Here is a 17679-nt window from a genome sequence, read left to right on the forward strand (position 1 = left end):
CAGGGCCCCGCACCCGGCAACGACCCCGCAAGCCCCGGTGCGTCCGCCCGCCCGGCCAGGGCCCCGCACCCGGCAACGACCCCGCAAGCTCCCGTGTGTCCGCCCGCCCGGCCAGGGCCCCGCACTCGGCAATGAACCCGCAAGCCCCGGTGTGTCCGCCCGCCCGGCCAGGGCCCCGCACTCGGCAATGAACCCGCAAGCCCCGGTGCGTCCGCCCGCCCGGCCGGCACCTGGCAAGGAAACCCCAGGTCACGGCGCCCCCAAGATCCCAGGAAGCCCAAACCGCGGCGGCCCCGTACCATGGAGTGAGGCCGTGGCTTGAGCCCGGCAGGGCACGCGTACCGGACCGTACGCGCCGCCATCCACGAATCCGGGAGAAGCGCCGCAAGTTATGCCCACGCGCCACGACATCCGCAACGTCGCCATCGTCGCCCACGTCGACCACGGCAAGACGACCATCGTCGACGCCATGCTCAAGCAGGCGGGAGCCTTCGCCGCCCACCAGCTCGACTCCGTTGACGACCGCGTCATGGACTCGAACGACCTGGAGCGTGAGAAGGGCATCACGATCCTCGCCAAGAACACGGCGGTGAAGTATCACCCCAAGGACGGCGGGGACCCGATCACGATCAACATCATCGACACCCCCGGCCACGCCGACTTCGGTGGCGAGGTCGAACGCGGTCTGTCGATGGTCGACGCGGTCGTCCTGCTGGTGGACGCCTCCGAGGGCCCGCTGCCGCAGACCCGCTTCGTGCTCCGCAAGGCGCTCCAGCAGCGGAAGCCGGTCATCCTGTGCATCAACAAGACGGACCGCCCGGACTCCCGCATCGACGAGGTCGTCAACGAGACCTACGACCTCTTCCTCGACCTGGACGCCGACGAGGACCAGATCGAGTTCCCGATCGTCTACGCCTGCGGCCGTGACGGCGTTGCCTCGCTGACCAAGCCGGAGGACGGCACCGTCCCCGCCGACTCCACCAACCTGGAGCCGTTCTTCTCCGCCATCCTGGAGCACGTCCCGGCCCCGACGTTCGAGGACGACGCGCCGCTCCAGGCCCACGTCACCAACCTCGACGCCGACAACTTCCTCGGCCGTATCGCGCTGCTCCGTGTCGAGCAGGGCGAGCTCCGCAAGGGCCAGACCGTGGCCTGGATCAAGCGCGACGGCTCGGTCTCCAACGTCCGCATCACCGAGCTGATGATGACCGAGGCGCTCACCCGCAAGCCGGCCGAGGTGGCCGGCCCCGGTGACATCTGCGCGGTCGCCGGTATTCCGGACATCATGATCGGCGAGACCCTGGCCGACCCGGAGAACCCGGTCGCCCTGCCGCTGATCACGGTCGACGAGCCCGCGATCTCCATGACCATCGGCACCAACACCTCGCCGCTGGTCGGCCGTGGCGGCACCGGCAAGGGCGCGGACGCCAAGGCCGCGGTCAAGGACCGCAAGGTCACCGCCCGCCAGGTCAAGGACCGTCTGGACCGCGAGCTGGTCGGCAATGTCTCGCTCCGTGTCCTGGACACCGACCGCCCCGACGCCTGGGAGGTCCAGGGCCGTGGCGAGCTGGCGCTGGCCATCCTGGTCGAGCAGATGCGCCGCGAGGGCTTCGAGATGACCATCGGCAAGCCGCAGGTCGTCACCAAGCAGGTCGACGGCAAGACCTATGAGCCGGTCGAGCGCATCACCATCGATGTGCCCGAGGAGCACATGGGCGCGGTCACCCAGCTCATGGGCACCCGCAAGGGCCGGATGGACAACATGTCCAACCACGGCTCCGGCTGGGTCCGTATGGAGTTCGTCGTCCCGTCCCGTGGCCTGATCGGCTTCCGTACCGAGTTCCTGACGAACACCCGTGGTACGGGCATCGCCCACTCCATCCACGAGGGCCACGAGCCGTGGTTCGGCGAGCTGAAGACCCGTAACAACGGCTCCCTGGTCGCCGACCGCGCCGGTGCCGTCACCGCCTTCGCGATGACGAACCTCCAGGAGCGCGGTGTGCTCTTCACCGACCCGGGCACCGAGGTGTACGAGGGCATGATCGTCGGCGAGAACTCCCGCTCCGACGACATGGACGTCAACATCACCAAGGAGAAGAAGCTCACCAACATGCGCTCTTCTTCGGCCGACTCCTTCGAGGCGATCGTGCCGCCGCGCAAGCTGTCGCTGGAGCAGTCGCTGGAGTTCTGCCGCGACGACGAGTGCGTCGAGGTGACCCCGGAGGCGGTCCGCATCCGCAAGGTCGTCCTGGACCAGAAGGAGCGCGGCCGCTCCGCGTCGCGCGCCAAGCACGGCTGATCCGACTGCCGCAAGGCCCGGAACCCCGCCTTCCCCGGCGGTGGTTCCGGGCCTTTCGCTTGCCCGCCCAACTCGCTGATGGTTCGTCAGATTCGTGGCCGAGTGTCCGGATAGCGTGCGCTCCTCGCCGGATTCTGTGGCAACGGCCCTTTGATGCATGCCCATATGGGGAGCCTTTGTCCGTATATGAGGCGCCCGTCTGGGGTTGATGTGACCAAAGCGAGACCCTTTAAGTGTGGTTTACAGCGCGGACGTGCTCAATAGTGGGGCCATTAGCTCGGGTCAATGGGTCAGACGCTGTGGGGAGCGCCGACTCACGAGCACACTTGAGGTGCCGGTCCCTCTCCCGCTGTCAGGGGTGTCAGCGTGGGGCCGGTGCCTCTCTCGTAGTGACAGTGGACTCTGAGGAGGCAAACCCATGCGCGGTGCCAAGAGCGCCAAGTGGGCTGCGTGCGCGATAGTCGTGGCGCTGTCCGCGACCGCCTGCGGCGGTGGCAGCAAGAGCGGCAGTGACGACAACGCGGCCGTTGACCCCAACGGTGTGTTCTCGTACTACAACACCGAGCCGCAGAACCCGCTCATCCCGACCAACACCAATGAGGTCGGCGGGCATTACATGCTCACCAACCTCTTCCGGGGTCTGGTCACGTTCGACATCAAGAACAAGCTGATGATGTCGAACGCGCAGAGCGTGGACAGCGCGGACAACCAGCACTTCGACGTCAAGCTGAAGCCGGGCTGGAAGTTCCACAACGACGAGACGGTGACCGCCTCTTCCTACGTGGACGCCTGGAACTGGGCTGCCAACGTGAAGAACGCGCAGCTCAACTCCTCCTGGTTCGAGGACATCGCGGGCTATGGCGACGTCCACCCGGACAAGGGCGACCCCAAGGGCGACAAGATGTCGGGCCTGAAGGTCGTCAATGACAACGAGTTCACCATCGACCTGTCGCACCCGGTGTCCACTTTCAAGGACCGCCTCTTCTACGACGCCTTCTTCCCGCTCCCCAAGGCGTTCTACAAGGACCCCAAGGGCTTCGGTGAGCACCCCATCGGCAACGGGCCGTACAAGATGGACGGCAGCTGGGAGCACAAGGTCCAGCTGAAGGTCCGTAAGTTCGACGGCTACAAGGGCGATGACAAGCCGAAGAACGGCGGCATCGACTTCAAGTTCTACAGCAAGGACGACGCGGCCTACGCGGACCTGCTGTCGGACAAGGTCGACATCATGTACCAGGTGCCCAACTCCGAGGTGGGCAAGTACCAGGACGACCTGGGCGACCGCTCCGTCAGCCAGCCCTTCGGCGGTAACACCAACATCGCCTTCCCGCTTTACAACGACGAGTGGAAGAAGCCGGAGAAGGTCAAGGTCCGTCAGGGCCTGTCGATGGCGATCGACCGCGACACCATCGCCAAGACCGCGCTCAAGAAGAGCAAGGAAGCCGCCACCGGTCTGACGCCGCCCGGCATCGAGGGCTACCAGCCCGGCGCCTGTGGTGACTTCTGCAAGTTCGACCCGGCCAAGGCCAAGGACCTCATCAAGCAGGGCGGCGGCGTTCCCGGCAACAAGCTGGTCATCACCTACAACGCCGATGGCGCCAACAAGGAGTGGGTGGACGCGGTCTGCAACGACATCCGGCAGAACGCCGGTGTGGAGTGCGTGACCGACCCCAAGGCCACCTTCCAGGAGTCCCGTCAGCTGATCACGGACAAGAAGCTCAGCAACCCGTTCCGTATGGCGTGGGTGATGGACTTCCCGAACATCGCCAACTTCATCTCCGAGCAGTACCGCACCGGTGTCGGCGCCAATGACATGGGCTTCAGCGACACGGGCGCTGACGACCTGATGAAGAAGGCGGACGAGTCCAAGTCGATCGACGAGGCCAACAAGACCTACTTCGAGGCCGAGAAGAAGATCCTCCAGGAGCAGATGCCGTCCATCCCGCTGTTCGTCGACCACACCGTCGCCGGCTGGTCGAAGCGCGTGAAGAACGTGAAGTTCGACTACCAGCGCCAGGCGATCTGGACCGACGTCGAGGTCAAGAAGTAACCGGGACGCTGAAGTGACGCAGGCCCAGCGGCCGCCCTCCCTCCGGGACTTGGGCGGCCCCTGGGCCCGTCGGCGACAGGAGGAACCATGGGGCGCTTTGTCGCGAGGCGACTGCTCCAGATGATCCCGGTGTTCATCGGGACCACGCTGCTTATTTTCCTGATGGTGTATTCGCTGCCGGGCGATCCCGTCAAGGCACTCTTCGGCTCCAAGGCGGCCGACCCGGCGACGGTGGCCAGACTGCGCCATGAGTACGGGCTGGACAAGCCCCTGCTCCAGCAGTACTGGGACTACCTCACCGGACTTTTCAAGGGAGACTTCGGGCAGAGCTTCACCGGACGGCCGGTGGCCGACCTGATGGCCGAGGCATTCCCGGTGACCATCCGGCTGGCGCTCTTCGCCTTTGCCATTGAGGTGGTCTTCGGCATCGGGCTCGGTGTGCTCACCGGCCTGCGCCGCGGCAAGTTCCTGGACCAGGCCGTGCTGATCTTCACGCTGATCGTGGTGTCCATCCCGGTCTTCGTACTCGGCAACATGGCCCAGTTCATCATCGGTGTGAAGTGGAAGTGGGTCACACCGACCGTCCAGGACTCGACGGACCTCACCCAGCTCATTCTCCCGGCGGTCGTGCTCGCCCTGCTCTCGCTGGCGTATGTCACCCGGCTGACGCGGACGACCGTGGCGGAGAACCTCCGCGCCGACTACATCCGCACCGCCGTCGCCAAGGGCCTGCCCCGGCGCCGGGTCGTCGGGGTGCACCTGATGCGCAACTCGCTCATCCCGGTCGTCACCTTCCTCGGCACCGACCTCGGCATGCTGATGGGCGGTGCCATCATCACCGAGGGCATCTTCAACGTCCCCGGTGTGGGCAACACCCTCTACCACGCCGTCATCACCAGCGAAGGCCCCACCGTGGTCGGCGTGGTGACCGTGCTGGTGCTCGTCTACCTCGTGAGCAGCCTGGTCGTCGACCTGCTCTACGCAGTCCTGGACCCGAGGATCCGCTATGCCTGACAACAAGACCCCCCAGGCGAGCCCGACCAGCGCCGCGGGCACCGGTCCGAGCACGGTCGGCGAATTCGCGGACGTCTCCGCCGCCAGCGTGGCGACCGTCGCCGAACTCGCCGTCGAGGCGGGCAAGCAGGCGTCCACCGAAAAGGCCCGCAGCCTCGGCCAGGACGCCTGGCGCGAACTGCGCCGCAACTGGATCTTCTGGGTGTCCGGCGTCCTGCTGGTGCTGCTGATCCTGATGGCCGCCTGGCCGTCGCTCTTCACCGATGTGGACCCGCGCCACGCCGACCTGCGCAACCACTACCTCGGTGGGCCGCAGTGGTCGCACGTCTTCCAGGAAGACTGGTTCGGCTACAACGTCCAGGGCCAGAGCGTCTACGCGCGTACCGTGTACGGTGCCCGCGCCTCGATCATCGTCGGTGTCTGTGTGACCATCGCCGTCACCGTCCTCGGCGGCATCATCGGCATGATCGCCGGATACTTCGGCGGCTGGGTCGACACCCTGCTCTCCCGCCTCACCGACGTGTTCTTCGGCATCCCGCTGCTCCTCGGCGGCCTGGTGCTGCTCCAGGCGTTCACCAACCGCACGGTGTGGACGGTGACCTTCGCCCTCACGGCCTTCGGCTGGATGCAGATCGCGCGTGTGATGCGCGGTGCGGTCATCACCCAGAAGCAGGCCGACTTCGTCACCGCGGCCCGGGCGCTCGGCGCCGGCACCAACCGGATCCTCTTCCGGCACATCCTGCCGAACGTCCTCGGCCCGGTCATCGTGGTGGCCACCATCGCGCTCGGCGGCTATATCGCCACCGAGGCGACTCTGTCCTACCTGGGCATCGGCCTGAAGGACCCGACCGTCTCCTGGGGTGTGGACATCTCCGCCGCCCAGAAGGACGTCCGGGACGGCCCGCACGCCCTGATGATGCCGGCCAGTTTCCTGAGCCTCACCGTGCTCGCGTTCATCCTGCTCGGCGACGCGGTGCGCGACGCCCTCGACCCCAAGCTGCGCTGAGGGAGGCGTACGTGACCAGCACCACCGAGAAGACCGCGAACGTCCCCGAGCAGTCGGGGAAGGACGACGCGCCGCTGCTCGAAGTCCGTGATCTGCATGTGGAGTTCCACACCCGGGACGGCGTGGCCAAGGCCGTCAATGGCGTCAACTACTCGGTCCGCGCCGGTGAGACGCTCGCCGTGCTCGGCGAGTCCGGCTCCGGCAAGTCCGTGACCGCGCAGGCGATCATGGGCATTCTGGACATGCCTCCCGGGCGGATCCCCAAGGGTGAGATCCTCTTCCGCGGCCAGGACATGCTGAAGATGTCGGCGGACGAGCGCCGGAAGATCCGCGGCGCCAAGATCGCCATGATCTTCCAGGACGCGCTGTCCTCCCTCAACCCCGTGCTCTCCGTGGGCTACCAGCTCGGCGAGATGTTCCGGGTGCACCAGGGGATGTCCAAGAAGGACGCCAAGGCCAAGGCAATCGAGCTGATGGACCGGGTGCGCATCCCGGCCGCCAAGGAGCGGGTCAGCGACTACCCGCACCAGTTCTCCGGCGGTATGCGCCAGCGCATCATGATCGCCATGGCGCTGGCCCTGGAGCCGGACCTGATCATCGCGGACGAGCCCACCACCGCCCTGGACGTCACCGTCCAGGCCCAGGTGATGGACCTGCTCGCGGAGCTTCAGCGCGAGTACAACATGGGTCTGATCCTGATCACCCATGACCTGGGCGTGGTGGCGGACGTCGCCGACAAGATCGCGGTGATGTACGCGGGCCGCATCGTGGAGACCGCGCCGGTGCACGAGCTCTACAAGCGCCCGGCCCACCCCTACACCCGGGGCCTGCTGGACTCCATCCCGCGCCTGGACCAGAAGGGCCAGGAGCTCTTCGCCATCAAGGGCCTGCCGCCCAACCTGCTGAACATTCCGGCCGGTTGTGCCTTCAGCCCCCGCTGCCCCAAGGTGCAGGACATCTGCCGTACCGAGGTCCCCGCGCTGCACGACGTGGCCGAGCAGGACGGTACGGCGATGCCGGGCCGGCGGAGCGCGTGCCACTTCTGGAAGGAGACGATTCATGGCTGAGAAGGCCGACGAGAAAGAGCCGAACGTCTCCGACGTCAAGGTCAGCGACGCCAGCACCACCGCCGAGGTGGAGGCCGTCCTGGACGCCCCGGTGGAGCGCGGTGAGCCCATCCTCCAGGTCCGCAACCTGGTCAAGCATTTCCCGCTGACCCAGGGTGTCCTGTTCAAGAAGCAGGTCGGCGCGGTCAAGGCGGTCGACGGGGTCTCCTTCGATCTCTACCAGGGCGAGACCCTGGGCATCGTCGGTGAGTCCGGCTGTGGCAAGTCCACCGTCGCCAAGCTGCTGATGACCCTGGAGACCGCCACCTCCGGCGAGGTCTTCTACAAGGGCCAGGACATCACCAAGCTGTCCGGGCGCGCGCTGAAGGCCGTCCGCCGCAACATCCAGATGGTCTTCCAGGACCCGTACACCTCGCTCAACCCCCGGATGACGGTGGGCGACATCATCGGCGAGCCCTTTGAGATCCACCCCGAGGTGGCTCCCAAGGGCGACCGCCGTAAGCGGGTCCAGGAACTGCTGGACGTGGTCGGCCTCAACCCGGAGTACATCAACCGCTATCCGCACCAGTTCTCCGGCGGTCAGCGCCAGCGCATCGGCATCGCCCGCGGCCTGGCGCTCAACCCGGAGATCATCATCTGCGATGAGCCGGTCTCCGCGCTGGATGTCTCGGTGCAGGCACAGGTCGTCAACCTGATGGAGCGGCTGCAGGACGAGTTCAACCTCTCCTATGTCTTCATCGCCCACGACCTGTCCATCGTCCGGCACATCTCGGACCGGGTGGGCGTGATGTACCTGGGCAAGATGGCGGAGATCGGGACGGACGCCGAGATCTACGACCACCCGACCCACCCCTACACCCAGGCGCTGCTCTCCGCCGTCCCGGTCCCCGACCCGGAGGCGCGCGAGGGCCGCGAGCGGATCATCCTCACCGGTGACGTCCCGTCCCCGGCCAACCCGCCGTCGGGCTGCCGCTTCCGCACCCGCTGCTGGAAGGCGCAGGACAAGTGCGCCGAGGAGATCCCGCTGCTGGCGGTGCCGGAGGTGTTCGCGGGCAAGAAGACGCTCGCGGCGCACGAGTCGGCCTGCCACTTCGCGGAGGAGAAGGACGTGGTGCACGCGGCCTAGCCGCCACACCGACGGACAGGGGCGCCCGGACCGCAAGGTCCGGGCGCCCTTTTCGCTGCCCTCCCGGCGCCCCCGCTCCCTCGTACGGGCGGTTTCACCGCCTCGACCCGCGCGGTCAGTGGGGATGAAAGTGCGCAGAGACGTTGAACCGCTGATATTTGGCTCTACGCGAGACATGGGAAGCACCTGGGCAGCTTTGAGGAGGCACTCCATGCGTGGAGGCATGCGCGCCAGGGCCGCGGTGGCCCTGGGCGGCCTCGTGTTCGCCATGGCCGCGGCGGGGTGCGGCGGGGGCGGCGGTGCGGCGCCGGGGTGGGTGCGGGCCTCCTGGGGGGATCCGCAGAACCCGCTGGAGCCGGCCAACACCAACGAGGTGCAGGGGGGCAAGGTGCTGGACATGGTCTTCCGGGGGCTGAAGCGCTATGACCCCGGCACCGGAGCGGCCGTGAACATGCTGGCCGAGCGGATCGACACCGGGGACTCACAGAACTTCACCATCACTGTGAAGACCGGCTGGACCTTCAGTAATGGGGAGCCGGTCACCGCCAAGTCCTTTGTGGACGCCTGGAATTACGGGGCGCTGATCGACAACAAGCAGAAGAACGCCCCCTTCTTCGAGTACATCGACGGCTACGACAAGGTCCATCCGGCCAGTGGCGCCGCCAGTGCCAGAACGCTGTCGGGGCTGGTGCTGAAGAACGACCGGACCTTCACCGTCCGGCTGCGCACCAAGTTCTCCACCTGGCCCGACACCCTGGGCTATGCCGCCTATGCCCCGCTGCCCCGGGCGTTCTTCGACGACCACCGGGGATGGCTGAAGAAACCGGTGGGCAACGGGCCCTATGTCATCGACTCCTACACCCGGGGATCGGCGATGCGGCTGTCCCGGTGGGCGGGCTATCCAGGACCGGACCGGGCCGCCAACAACGGTGTGGAACTGCGGGTTTACACGGACAGCAACACCGCCTACACCGATCTGCTGGCGGACAATCTCGACCTGGTCGACGACATTCCCAGCACCCAGCTGAAGAACGTCGGAAAGGACCTGGACGGGCGCTATATCAACCAGCCGGCCGGGATCATCCAGACCCTGGACTTCCCGATGTACCGCGCCGACTGGACCAGGCCCGGGATGGAGAAGGTCCGCAGGGGCCTTTCCATGGCCATCAACCGTGAGCAGATCACGACCCAGATCTACCGGAGGACCCGTACCCCGGCGGATGACTGGACCTCTCCGGTGCTGGGGGCGAAGGGCGGTTACCGGGTCGGGCTGTGCCAGGACGCCTGCACCTATGACCCCGGAAAGGCCAAGCGGCTGATCCAGGAGGGCGGCGGGCTGCCCGGCGGCAGGGTGACCATCTCCTCCAATGTGGACACCGGTTCACACCGGCTGTGGATGGACGCGGTCTGTAACAGCATCAACAACGCACTGGGCAACGACAGTTCCTGCGTCGTCAATCCGATCGGCACCTTCGCGGACTTCCGCAACCAGATCTCCGACGAGCGGGTCAACGACATGTTCCGCTCCGGCTGGCAGATGGACTATCCACTGATCCAGAACTTTCTGCAGCCGCTCTACTACACCGATGCCTCCTCCAACTACGGGAAGTACAGCGACGCCCGGTTCGACGGACTCATCGACGCGGCCAACGCGCAGACCGACCGGGCCCGGGCCGTCGCCCAATTCCAGGACGCGGAAAGGATCCTCGCCCAGCAGATGCCCGCCATTCCGCTGTGGTACCAGAACGGCAGCGCCGGATACTCGGCGAACCTGTCCCAGGTGACGCTCAATCCCTTCAGCGTCCCCGTCTATGAGCGGATCACGGTCAAGTGAGCCGCTATGTGGCCCGCAGGCTGCTCCAGATGATCCCGGTGTTCATCGGGAGCACCTTCCTGATCTTCTTCATGGTCTACGCACTGGGCGACCCGGTGGCCGCGCTCTTCGGCGACAAGGCGCCGGACCCGGCGACCGCCGCCCGCATCCGCCAGGAGCTCTATCTCGACCAGCCGCTGTGGAAGCAGTACCTGCACTACATGGGGCAGGTGTTCGCCGGGGATTTCGGCACCGCCTTCAACGGTCAGCCGGTCACCGAACTGATGGGCACCGCCTTTCCGGTGACCCTGCGGCTGACCATTGTGGCCATCGCCTTCGAGATCGTCATCGGCATCGCCCTGGGTGTGCTCAGCGGACTGCGCCGCGGGCGCCCGGTGGACACCACGGTGCTGCTGCTGACCCTGGTGGTGGTCTCGGTGCCCACCTTTGTCAGCGGCTATGTGCTCCAGTACCTGATCGGGGTGCGGTGGCGGCTGGCCTCGCCCTCGGTGTCGCCGGAGGCCACTTTCGAGGAACTCCTGCTGCCCGGTGTGGTGTTGGCGCTGACCTCGCTGGCCTATGTCACCCGGCTCACCCGTACCTCGCTCGCCGAGAACGCCCGCGCCGACTATCTGCGCACCGCGGTGGCCAAGGGGCTGCCGCGCCACCGCATTGTGCTGCGGCATCTGCTGCGCAACTCACTGATCCCGGTGGTGACCTTTATCGGCGCCGATATCGGCGCCCTGATGGGCGGGGCCATTGTCACCGAGCGGATCTTCAATATCCGGGGCGTGGGCTTCCAGCTCTACCAGGGCATCCTGCGCCAGAACTCGCCCACCGTGGTCGGCTTTGTCACCATCCTGGTCATTGTCTTCCTGCTGGCCAATCTGCTGGTCGACCTCCTCTACGCCGTGCTCGACCCGAGGATCCGCTATGGCTGAACCCGATCCGCGCGGGGCCGGGGAGACCACCGGCCCCAGGGAAGTGATCAGCCCCGGCGCGGGAGGGGCCATGAGCATGGCCGCCGGCGAGGCCGAGACCCTGGAAGGAGGGCCGCTGCCGGGCAGCGCGGACAGCGGCAAGGCCCGCAGCCTGTGGTCCGATGCCTGGCACGACCTGCGGCGCAACCCGGTCTTCCTGGTCTCCGCCCTGGTGATCCTCTTCCTGCTGCTGATCGCCGTATGGCCCTCGCTGATCGCCGGCGGCAACCCGCTCCAGTGCGACCTGGCCAAGGCGCAGGACGGCCCCGCACCGGGCCACCCCTTTGGCTTCGACGCCCAGGGCTGCGATGTCTACACCCGTACCGTGCACGGGGCGCGGGCCTCGATCACCGTCGGGGTGTGCGCCACCACCGGGGCCGCGCTGCTGGGCAGCGTGCTGGGCGGACTGGCCGGGTACTACGGAGGCTGGTGGGACGGCCTGCTGTCCCGGCTGGCCGATGTGTTCTTCGGCATCCCCATCATCCTGGGCGGACTGGTCTTCCTCTCCGTGGTGACCGGCGCCTCCATCTGGCCGGTGGTGGGCTTTATCGTGCTGCTGGGCTGGCCGCAGATCGCCCGGATCGCCCGTGGCTCGGTGGTCACCGCCAAACAGCACGACTATGTCCAGGCGGCACGGGCGCTGGGCGCGAGCGACGGCCGGCTGCTGCTGCGGCATATCGCGCCCAACGCGGTGGCACCGGTGATCGTGGTGGCCACCATCGCCCTGGGCACCTATATCGCCCTGGAGGCCACCCTCTCCTTCATCGGGGTGGGGCTGCGGCCGCCCACCGTCTCCTGGGGCATCGACATCTCCAACGCCTCCACACTGATCCGCAACTCCCCGCACATGCTGCTCTGGCCGGCCGGTGCGCTGAGCCTGACGGTGCTGGCGTTCATCATGCTGGGCGACGCGGTGCGCGACGCCCTCGACCCCAAGCTGCGCTGAAGGAGGCGGAGTTGACCACCGCACTGCTGGAGGTACGGGACCTGCGGGTGGAGTTCCGCACCCGGGAGGGCATCGCCCAGGCCGTCAATGGCGTCAGCTGCACCGTGCACGCCGGGCAGACCCTGGCCGTGCTGGGGGAGTCCGGCTCCGGCAAGTCGGTGACCGCCCAGGCCATCATGGGCATCCTGGACTCACCGCCCGGCTTTGTCACCGGCGGCCGGGTGCTCTTCCAGGGCCAGGACCTGCTGACCATGGCCGAGGAGCACCGGCGGCGGCTGCGTGGTGCCAAGATCGCCATGATCTTCCAGGACGCGCTCTCCGCGCTCAACCCGGTGCTCACCGTGGGTGCCCAACTGGCCGAGATGTACCAGGTCCACCAGGGGACATCCGGCAAGGAGGCCCGGGCCCGGGCGGTCCGGCTGATGGAGCGGGTGCGTATCCCGGCGGCCCGGGAGCGGGCCGGCGACTACCCGCACCAGTTCTCCGGCGGTATGCGCCAGCGCATCATGATCGCCATGGCACTGGCCCTGGAGCCGGACCTGATCATCGCCGATGAACCGACCACGGCGCTGGATGTCACCGTCCAGGCCCAAGTAATGGATCTACTGGCCGAGTTGCGGCAGGAATACCGCATGGGCCTCATCCTGATCACCCATGATCTGGGGGTGGTGGCGGATGTGGCCGACACCATCGCGGTGATGTACGCGGGCCGCATCGTGGAGACCGCGCCGGTGAGGGAGCTGTACGCCGCACCCGCGCATCCCTACACCCGGGGCCTGCTGGACTCCATCCCGCGCCTGGACCGCAAGGGCCAACAGCTCTATGCCATCAAGGGGCTGCCGCCCAGCCTCACCGCCATCCCGGCCGGCTGCCCCTTCAACCCCCGCTGCCCCAGGGCCCAGGACATCTGCCGCACCGACCGGCCGCCGCTGTTCCCGGTGGCGCCGGACCGGACCAGTGCCTGCCACTTCTGGAAGGACACTCTCGATGCAGGCTGAGGCCATTCTTGAAGTGCGGGACCTGGTCAAGCACTTCCCGCTGACCCGGGGCGTGCTGTTCAGAAAACAGGTGGGCGCGGTACAGGCCGTCGACGGGGTCTCCTTCGATCTGCGGCGCGGTGAAACGCTGGGCATCGTCGGCGAGTCCGGCTGCGGCAAGTCCACGGTGGCCAAGCTGCTGGTGAACCTGGAACGGCCCACCGGTGGGCGGATCCGCTACCGGGGCGAGGACCTCACCCGGCTGTCCGGGCGGGCGCTGAAGGCCGTCCGCCGCAACATCCAGATGGTCTTCCAGGATCCGTACACCTCACTCAACCCCCGGATGACGGTGGGCGATATCGTCGGCGAGCCCTTCGACATCCACCCGGAGGTGGCACCCAAGGGAGACCGCCGCGGGCGGGTGCGGGAACTGCTGGATGTGGTGGGCCTCAACCCCGAGCACATCAACCGCTATCCGCACCAGTTTTCGGGGGGTCAGCGCCAACGCATCGGAATTGCCCGGGGGTTGGCGCTGCGGCCCGAGGTGATTGTGGCCGATGAGCCGGTATCGGCGCTGGATGTCTCGGTACAGGCGCAGGTCGTCAATCTGATGGAGCGGCTGCAGAACGAGTTCGAGCTGTCCTATGTCTTTATCGCCCATGACCTGTCCGTGGTGCGGCATATCAGCGACCGGGTGGCGGTGATGTATCTGGGGCGGCTGGTGGAGCTGGGCACGGAAGAGCAGATCTATGAACACCCCACACACCCTTATACGCAGGCCCTGTTGTCGGCCGTACCGGTGCCGGATCCGACGGCACGGGAGCGTAGGGAGCGGATTCTGCTGACGGGGGATGTACCGTCGCCGGCCAATCCGCCGTCGGGTTGCCGGTTTCGCACGCGTTGCTGGAAGGCACGGCAGAAGTGCGTGGAGGTGGAGCCGGCGTTGGAGGTTCCGCCATGGCTGGGGGAGGCGGGTGGGCCGGCGGCGCATCCTTCGGCTTGCCATTTTGCGGAGGAGCGGGGGGTGTGACCCTGGTTTGATCGGCTTCTGATCGACTGAGGGCGAAGTTTGGCAGATCTCCAACTACGCCTGATACATGGCAAGTTGAGCCATCTGGATGGTGTTAAGGTCTGCGTAGCGCACTCGAGTGCGCCCCCTTCCACGAGGGCCTTTAGGTCGGGATTCCGCTGCTGGGTATCCCGGCTCGGGGTACCTCCCGGCAGCCATGGGCTAAGGCTGCAAACGGCTGGAAAGGGGGCGCCAGTGGGGCGTCACCGGAAGATCCGCCCATCAATCTGGAAGCGCATTGCGCGGAAGGTGAGGGGGTGGTTCAGTGGCCGGTGACCTGCCAGTCCTCAGAAGAATTGAGGGCTGACAGGTAGGCCACATGCCGGTTCGGTCCTCGTCATGGGCTAGCCCCCCATGGCGGGGATCGTCTTGCTCCGCACCACCGTACCCGCTTCCGCCGCCCGGATCGAGTCGGGTGTTGCATCTCCGTGATGTACAGGGCCTGTTACCCCTATCGGGCGACCCGTACCGTACAGAGGTGGACTCAGGTCAGTCGGGCAGTGAAGCGGTTCAGGTGTCCCAGGGGCAGCGCGGCAGATATGTGTTCGCCGGAGGCTGTGCGGTGCTGCTGGCGGCGGCCTGCTTCGGCTGGGTCGTGGACAGCGCGCACCGTGCCGGGACCGGTGACTATCTCAAGGCCGCCTTTGACAGCAGCTATGGCTTCGTCGGCTACCGGGGCCGGATGGCGGACACGTACCACCTCTACCTGGGGGTGACGCTCGGCCTGTTCGGCATTCTGGCGCTGGCCGGGCGGCGGGTGGCCCGGGGCGGGCTGATGGCGCTCTCGGTGTTTATGGTGCTGCAGTCGGTGCGGTCGTTGATCGCCTTCCATGACGAGCGCTACCGGATGCTGTTCCAGCACGGCGCCGACCGGTGGATGTACAGCGTGCTGACGGATGGCGCCTGTGTGGTGGTCGGGGTGGTGATCCTGCTGACGCTCGCCTCGGCCTCCCCGGTGCGGCCGTACGCGCCGCCGCCGGCTCCCGGCTATGGACCGGCGTACGCGCAGCCGTACGCGTGGCCGCCGGCCGATGCCCGTCCGGCTCCGGGGTATCCGCCCATGCCGCCGCAGCCGCCGGCCGGCTGACGCCGGGGGCGAGTGCGGGCCGTCGGTGGCTGGTCGCGCCCGCGGTGGAGCCGCATATCGTGGCCGCCCCGCGCCCCTCGTGGGCCCGCCCGCGAGCCGGCCCGCCGCGCGGGCGTCAGAAGCCGTCGGACGGGCCCTGGCCGCCGCCCTCCGCCCCCGCGCCGTCCCCCGTCAGCGCCGGGTCCAGCACCACCTCCGTGTCCCGTTCCACCGTCGGCGGCTCCGGGAAGTGGCAGGCGGACAGATGGCCCTCGGTGCTGCCCTCGGCGCGCAGCAGGGGTGGTTCCTCGGTGGCGCACCGTTCGCGGGCCTTCCAGCAGCGGGTGCGGAAACGGCAGCCGGAGGGCGGGTGGATGGGGGAGGGGACATCGCCGGCCAGGCGGATGCGTTCGCGGGGCGGGGCGTCGATGTCGGTGGCCTCGGGGACGGCGGAGAGCAGGGCGTGGGTGTAGGGGTGGCGGGGGTGGCGGTAGATGTCCTCGCGGTTGCCCAGTTCCACGATCTTGCCGAGGTACATCACGGCCACACGCTGGGAGAAGTGGCGGACGACGGCCAGGTCATGGGCGATGAACAGGAAGGCGATGTTCAAATCGCGCTGCAACTGCTGGAGCAGGTTGACCACTTGGGCCTGGATGGAGACATCCAGCGCGGAGACCGGCTCATCGGCGACGATCACCTTGGGTTCCAGGGCCAGCGCCCGGGCGACGCCGATGCGCTGGCGCTGGCCGCCGGAGAACTCATGCGGAAAGCGGTTGTAGTGCTCGGGGTTGAGGCCGACGGTTTCCAGGAGTTCCCGGACGCGGGCCTCGCGGCCGCCCGGCGGGTTGATGTGGTTGATCTCCATGGGGCCGGCGATGATGCGGCCCACGGTCTGCCGGGGGTTGAGCGAGGAGTAGGGGTCCTGGAAGATCATCTGGATCTGGGCACGGATGGGGGCCAGTTCCCGCCGGCCGGCGTGGCTGATGTCCTGGCCCTGGTAGCGGATCCGTCCCCCGGTGGGCTCCAGCAGCCGGGTGAGCAGCCGGCCGGTGGTGGACTTCCCGCAGCCCGACTCGCCGACCAGGCCGAAGCTCTCGCCCTCTTGGATGGCCAGATCGATGCCGTCTACGGCCTGGACCGCGCCGACCGTGCGTTTGACGGGAAAGCCGCCCCGGATGGGGAAGTGCTTGGTCAGCCCCTCGGCGACCAGGATGTCGGTCATGGTGGGTGCTCCCTCAGCCCAGTCGGGGCTTGATCTGCTCGATGAAGACGGTGCGTTGCTGCTCGGCGGTGAGGTGGCAGGCCGCGCCGCGCCCGGCGGGCAGCTCGGGGCGCTGGGTGCGGCAGCGGTCGCCACCCGCCGTGGCCGGGAAGCCGCAGCGTGGATGGAAGGGACAGCCGGGCGGCGGGGCGAGCAGGCTGGGCGGGGCGCCCGGGATCGGGCTCAGCGGCTCGGCGACATCGGAGGTCAGCCGGGGCATGGAGCCCAGCAGGCCCCAGGTGTAGGGGTGTTGGGGGGCGCGGAGCACCTCGCGCACCGTGCCGCGTTCCACCGCCCGGCCCGCGTACATCACCAGCAGGTCGTCCACCGTGTTGGCCACCACCCCCAGGTCATGGGTGATCAGGATGATCGCCGAACCGGTCTGCTGCTGAAGCTCCTTGAGCAGGTCCAGGATCTGGGCCTGGACGGTGACATCCAGGGCGGTGGTCGGCTCGTCGGCGATCAGCAGTTCCGGGTCGCAGACCAGGGCCATGGCGATCATCGCGCGCTGGCGCATGCCGCCGGAGAACTGGTGCGGGTAGTCGTCCACCCGCAGCGCAGGGTTGGGGATGCCGACCTTCCGCAGCATCTCGATGGCCCGCAGCCGGGCGTCCCGCCGGGAGGCGCCGGTGTGCTTGCGGAAGGGCTCGGCGATCTGGCGGCCCACGGTGTAGTACGGGGAGAGCGCGGTGAGCGAGTCCTGGAAGATCATGGCCATCTTGTGGCCGCGCAGCTTCTCCAGGGTGGACTCGGCGGCGCCGGTCAACTCCTGCCCGTCCAGCAGGATTTCGCCCCGTACCTCGGTGCTGCGCGGGTCGTGCAGGCCGAGCACGGTGAGGTTGGTGACCGACTTCCCGGAGCCGGACTCGCCGACGATACCGAGCGTACGGCCGCGTTCCAGGTCGAAGGAGAGCCCGTCCACGGCCTTGACGATGCCGTCCTCGGTGGAGAAGCGGACATGGAGGTCGCGCACGGAGAGAAAAGCGTCGTGGGTCACGGCTGCGG

Annotated in this window: 14 protein-coding genes; 12 read left to right on the forward strand and 2 right to left on the reverse strand. The window is 67.7% G+C overall.

Annotation, left to right across the window (positions count from 1 at the left end):
* Positions 1-391: 391 nt before the first annotated feature.
* The 12 genes from typA to ACIHFE_RS05300 all read left to right on the forward strand — a co-directional run bounded on the left by typA (position 392) and on the right by ACIHFE_RS05300 (position 15434).
* Entirely contained in the window at positions 392-2299 is a 1908-nt protein-coding gene (typA, locus tag ACIHFE_RS05245) for a translational GTPase TypA (RefSeq protein WP_400104453.1), read from the forward strand.
* 418 nt (positions 2300-2717) lie between these two features.
* The gene (locus tag ACIHFE_RS05250) at positions 2718-4349 is read left to right on the forward strand and encodes an ABC transporter substrate-binding protein (protein WP_400104454.1); all 1632 of its coding nucleotides are present in this window, start codon (positions 2718-2720) and stop codon (positions 4347-4349) included.
* A gap of 87 nt (positions 4350-4436) precedes the next feature.
* The gene (locus ACIHFE_RS05255; RefSeq protein ID WP_400104455.1) at positions 4437-5363 is read left to right on the forward strand and encodes an ABC transporter permease; all 927 of its coding nucleotides are present in this window, start codon (positions 4437-4439) and stop codon (positions 5361-5363) included.
* On the forward strand, positions 5356-6369 hold the full coding sequence (locus ACIHFE_RS05260; RefSeq protein WP_400104456.1) for an ABC transporter permease: 1014 nt from the start codon (positions 5356-5358) through the stop codon (positions 6367-6369). Before ACIHFE_RS05255 ends, ACIHFE_RS05260 begins: the two co-directional genes overlap by 8 nt.
* 11 nt (positions 6370-6380) lie before the next feature.
* Entirely contained in the window at positions 6381-7436 is a 1056-nt protein-coding gene (locus ACIHFE_RS05265; RefSeq protein ID WP_400104457.1) for an ABC transporter ATP-binding protein, read from the forward strand.
* Positions 7429-8562 carry an ABC transporter ATP-binding protein gene (locus tag ACIHFE_RS05270; protein WP_400104458.1) on the forward strand — a complete coding sequence of 378 codons (1134 nt, stop codon included), beginning with the start codon at positions 7429-7431 and terminating at the stop codon, positions 8560-8562. Before ACIHFE_RS05265 ends, ACIHFE_RS05270 begins: the two co-directional genes overlap by 8 nt.
* A gap of 211 nt (positions 8563-8773) precedes the next feature.
* Entirely contained in the window at positions 8774-10396 is a 1623-nt protein-coding gene (locus tag ACIHFE_RS05275) for an ABC transporter substrate-binding protein (protein ID WP_400104459.1), read from the forward strand.
* Entirely contained in the window at positions 10393-11316 is a 924-nt protein-coding gene (locus ACIHFE_RS05280; protein ID WP_400104460.1) for an ABC transporter permease, read from the forward strand. Before ACIHFE_RS05275 ends, ACIHFE_RS05280 begins: the two co-directional genes overlap by 4 nt.
* On the forward strand, positions 11309-12301 hold the full coding sequence (locus ACIHFE_RS05285) for an ABC transporter permease (protein ID WP_400104461.1): 993 nt from the start codon (positions 11309-11311) through the stop codon (positions 12299-12301). The genes ACIHFE_RS05280 and ACIHFE_RS05285 overlap by 8 nt, the downstream gene beginning before the upstream one ends.
* A gap of 11 nt (positions 12302-12312) precedes the next feature.
* Positions 12313-13299, forward strand: a complete 987-nt coding sequence (locus tag ACIHFE_RS05290) for an ABC transporter ATP-binding protein (protein WP_400104462.1) — start codon at positions 12313-12315, stop codon at positions 13297-13299.
* Complete coding sequence (locus ACIHFE_RS05295) at positions 13289-14308, forward strand: ABC transporter ATP-binding protein (protein ID WP_400104463.1); 1020 nt, start codon at positions 13289-13291, stop codon at positions 14306-14308. The genes ACIHFE_RS05290 and ACIHFE_RS05295 overlap by 11 nt, the downstream gene beginning before the upstream one ends.
* A gap of 517 nt (positions 14309-14825) precedes the next feature.
* Entirely contained in the window at positions 14826-15434 is a 609-nt protein-coding gene (locus tag ACIHFE_RS05300; RefSeq protein ID WP_400104464.1) for a hypothetical protein, read from the forward strand.
* A 115-nt stretch (positions 15435-15549) separates the two neighbouring features.
* Here the strand turns inward: ACIHFE_RS05300 and ACIHFE_RS05305 are convergent, their stop codons facing one another.
* On the reverse strand, positions 15550-16635 hold the full coding sequence (locus ACIHFE_RS05305) for an ABC transporter ATP-binding protein (RefSeq protein WP_400104465.1): 1086 nt from the start codon (positions 16633-16635) through the stop codon (positions 15550-15552).
* Positions 16636-16648: 13 nt separating this feature from the next.
* Positions 16649-17671: an ABC transporter ATP-binding protein gene (locus ACIHFE_RS05310; RefSeq protein ID WP_400104466.1), complete on the reverse strand. Its 1023-nt coding sequence runs from the start codon at positions 17669-17671 to the stop codon at positions 16649-16651.
* Positions 17672-17679 lie beyond the last annotated feature (8 nt).

Origin of the sequence: Streptomyces sp. NPDC052396 (assembly GCF_044593195.1) — a bacterium.
Taxonomy (GTDB): domain Bacteria; phylum Actinomycetota; class Actinomycetes; order Streptomycetales; family Streptomycetaceae; genus Streptomyces.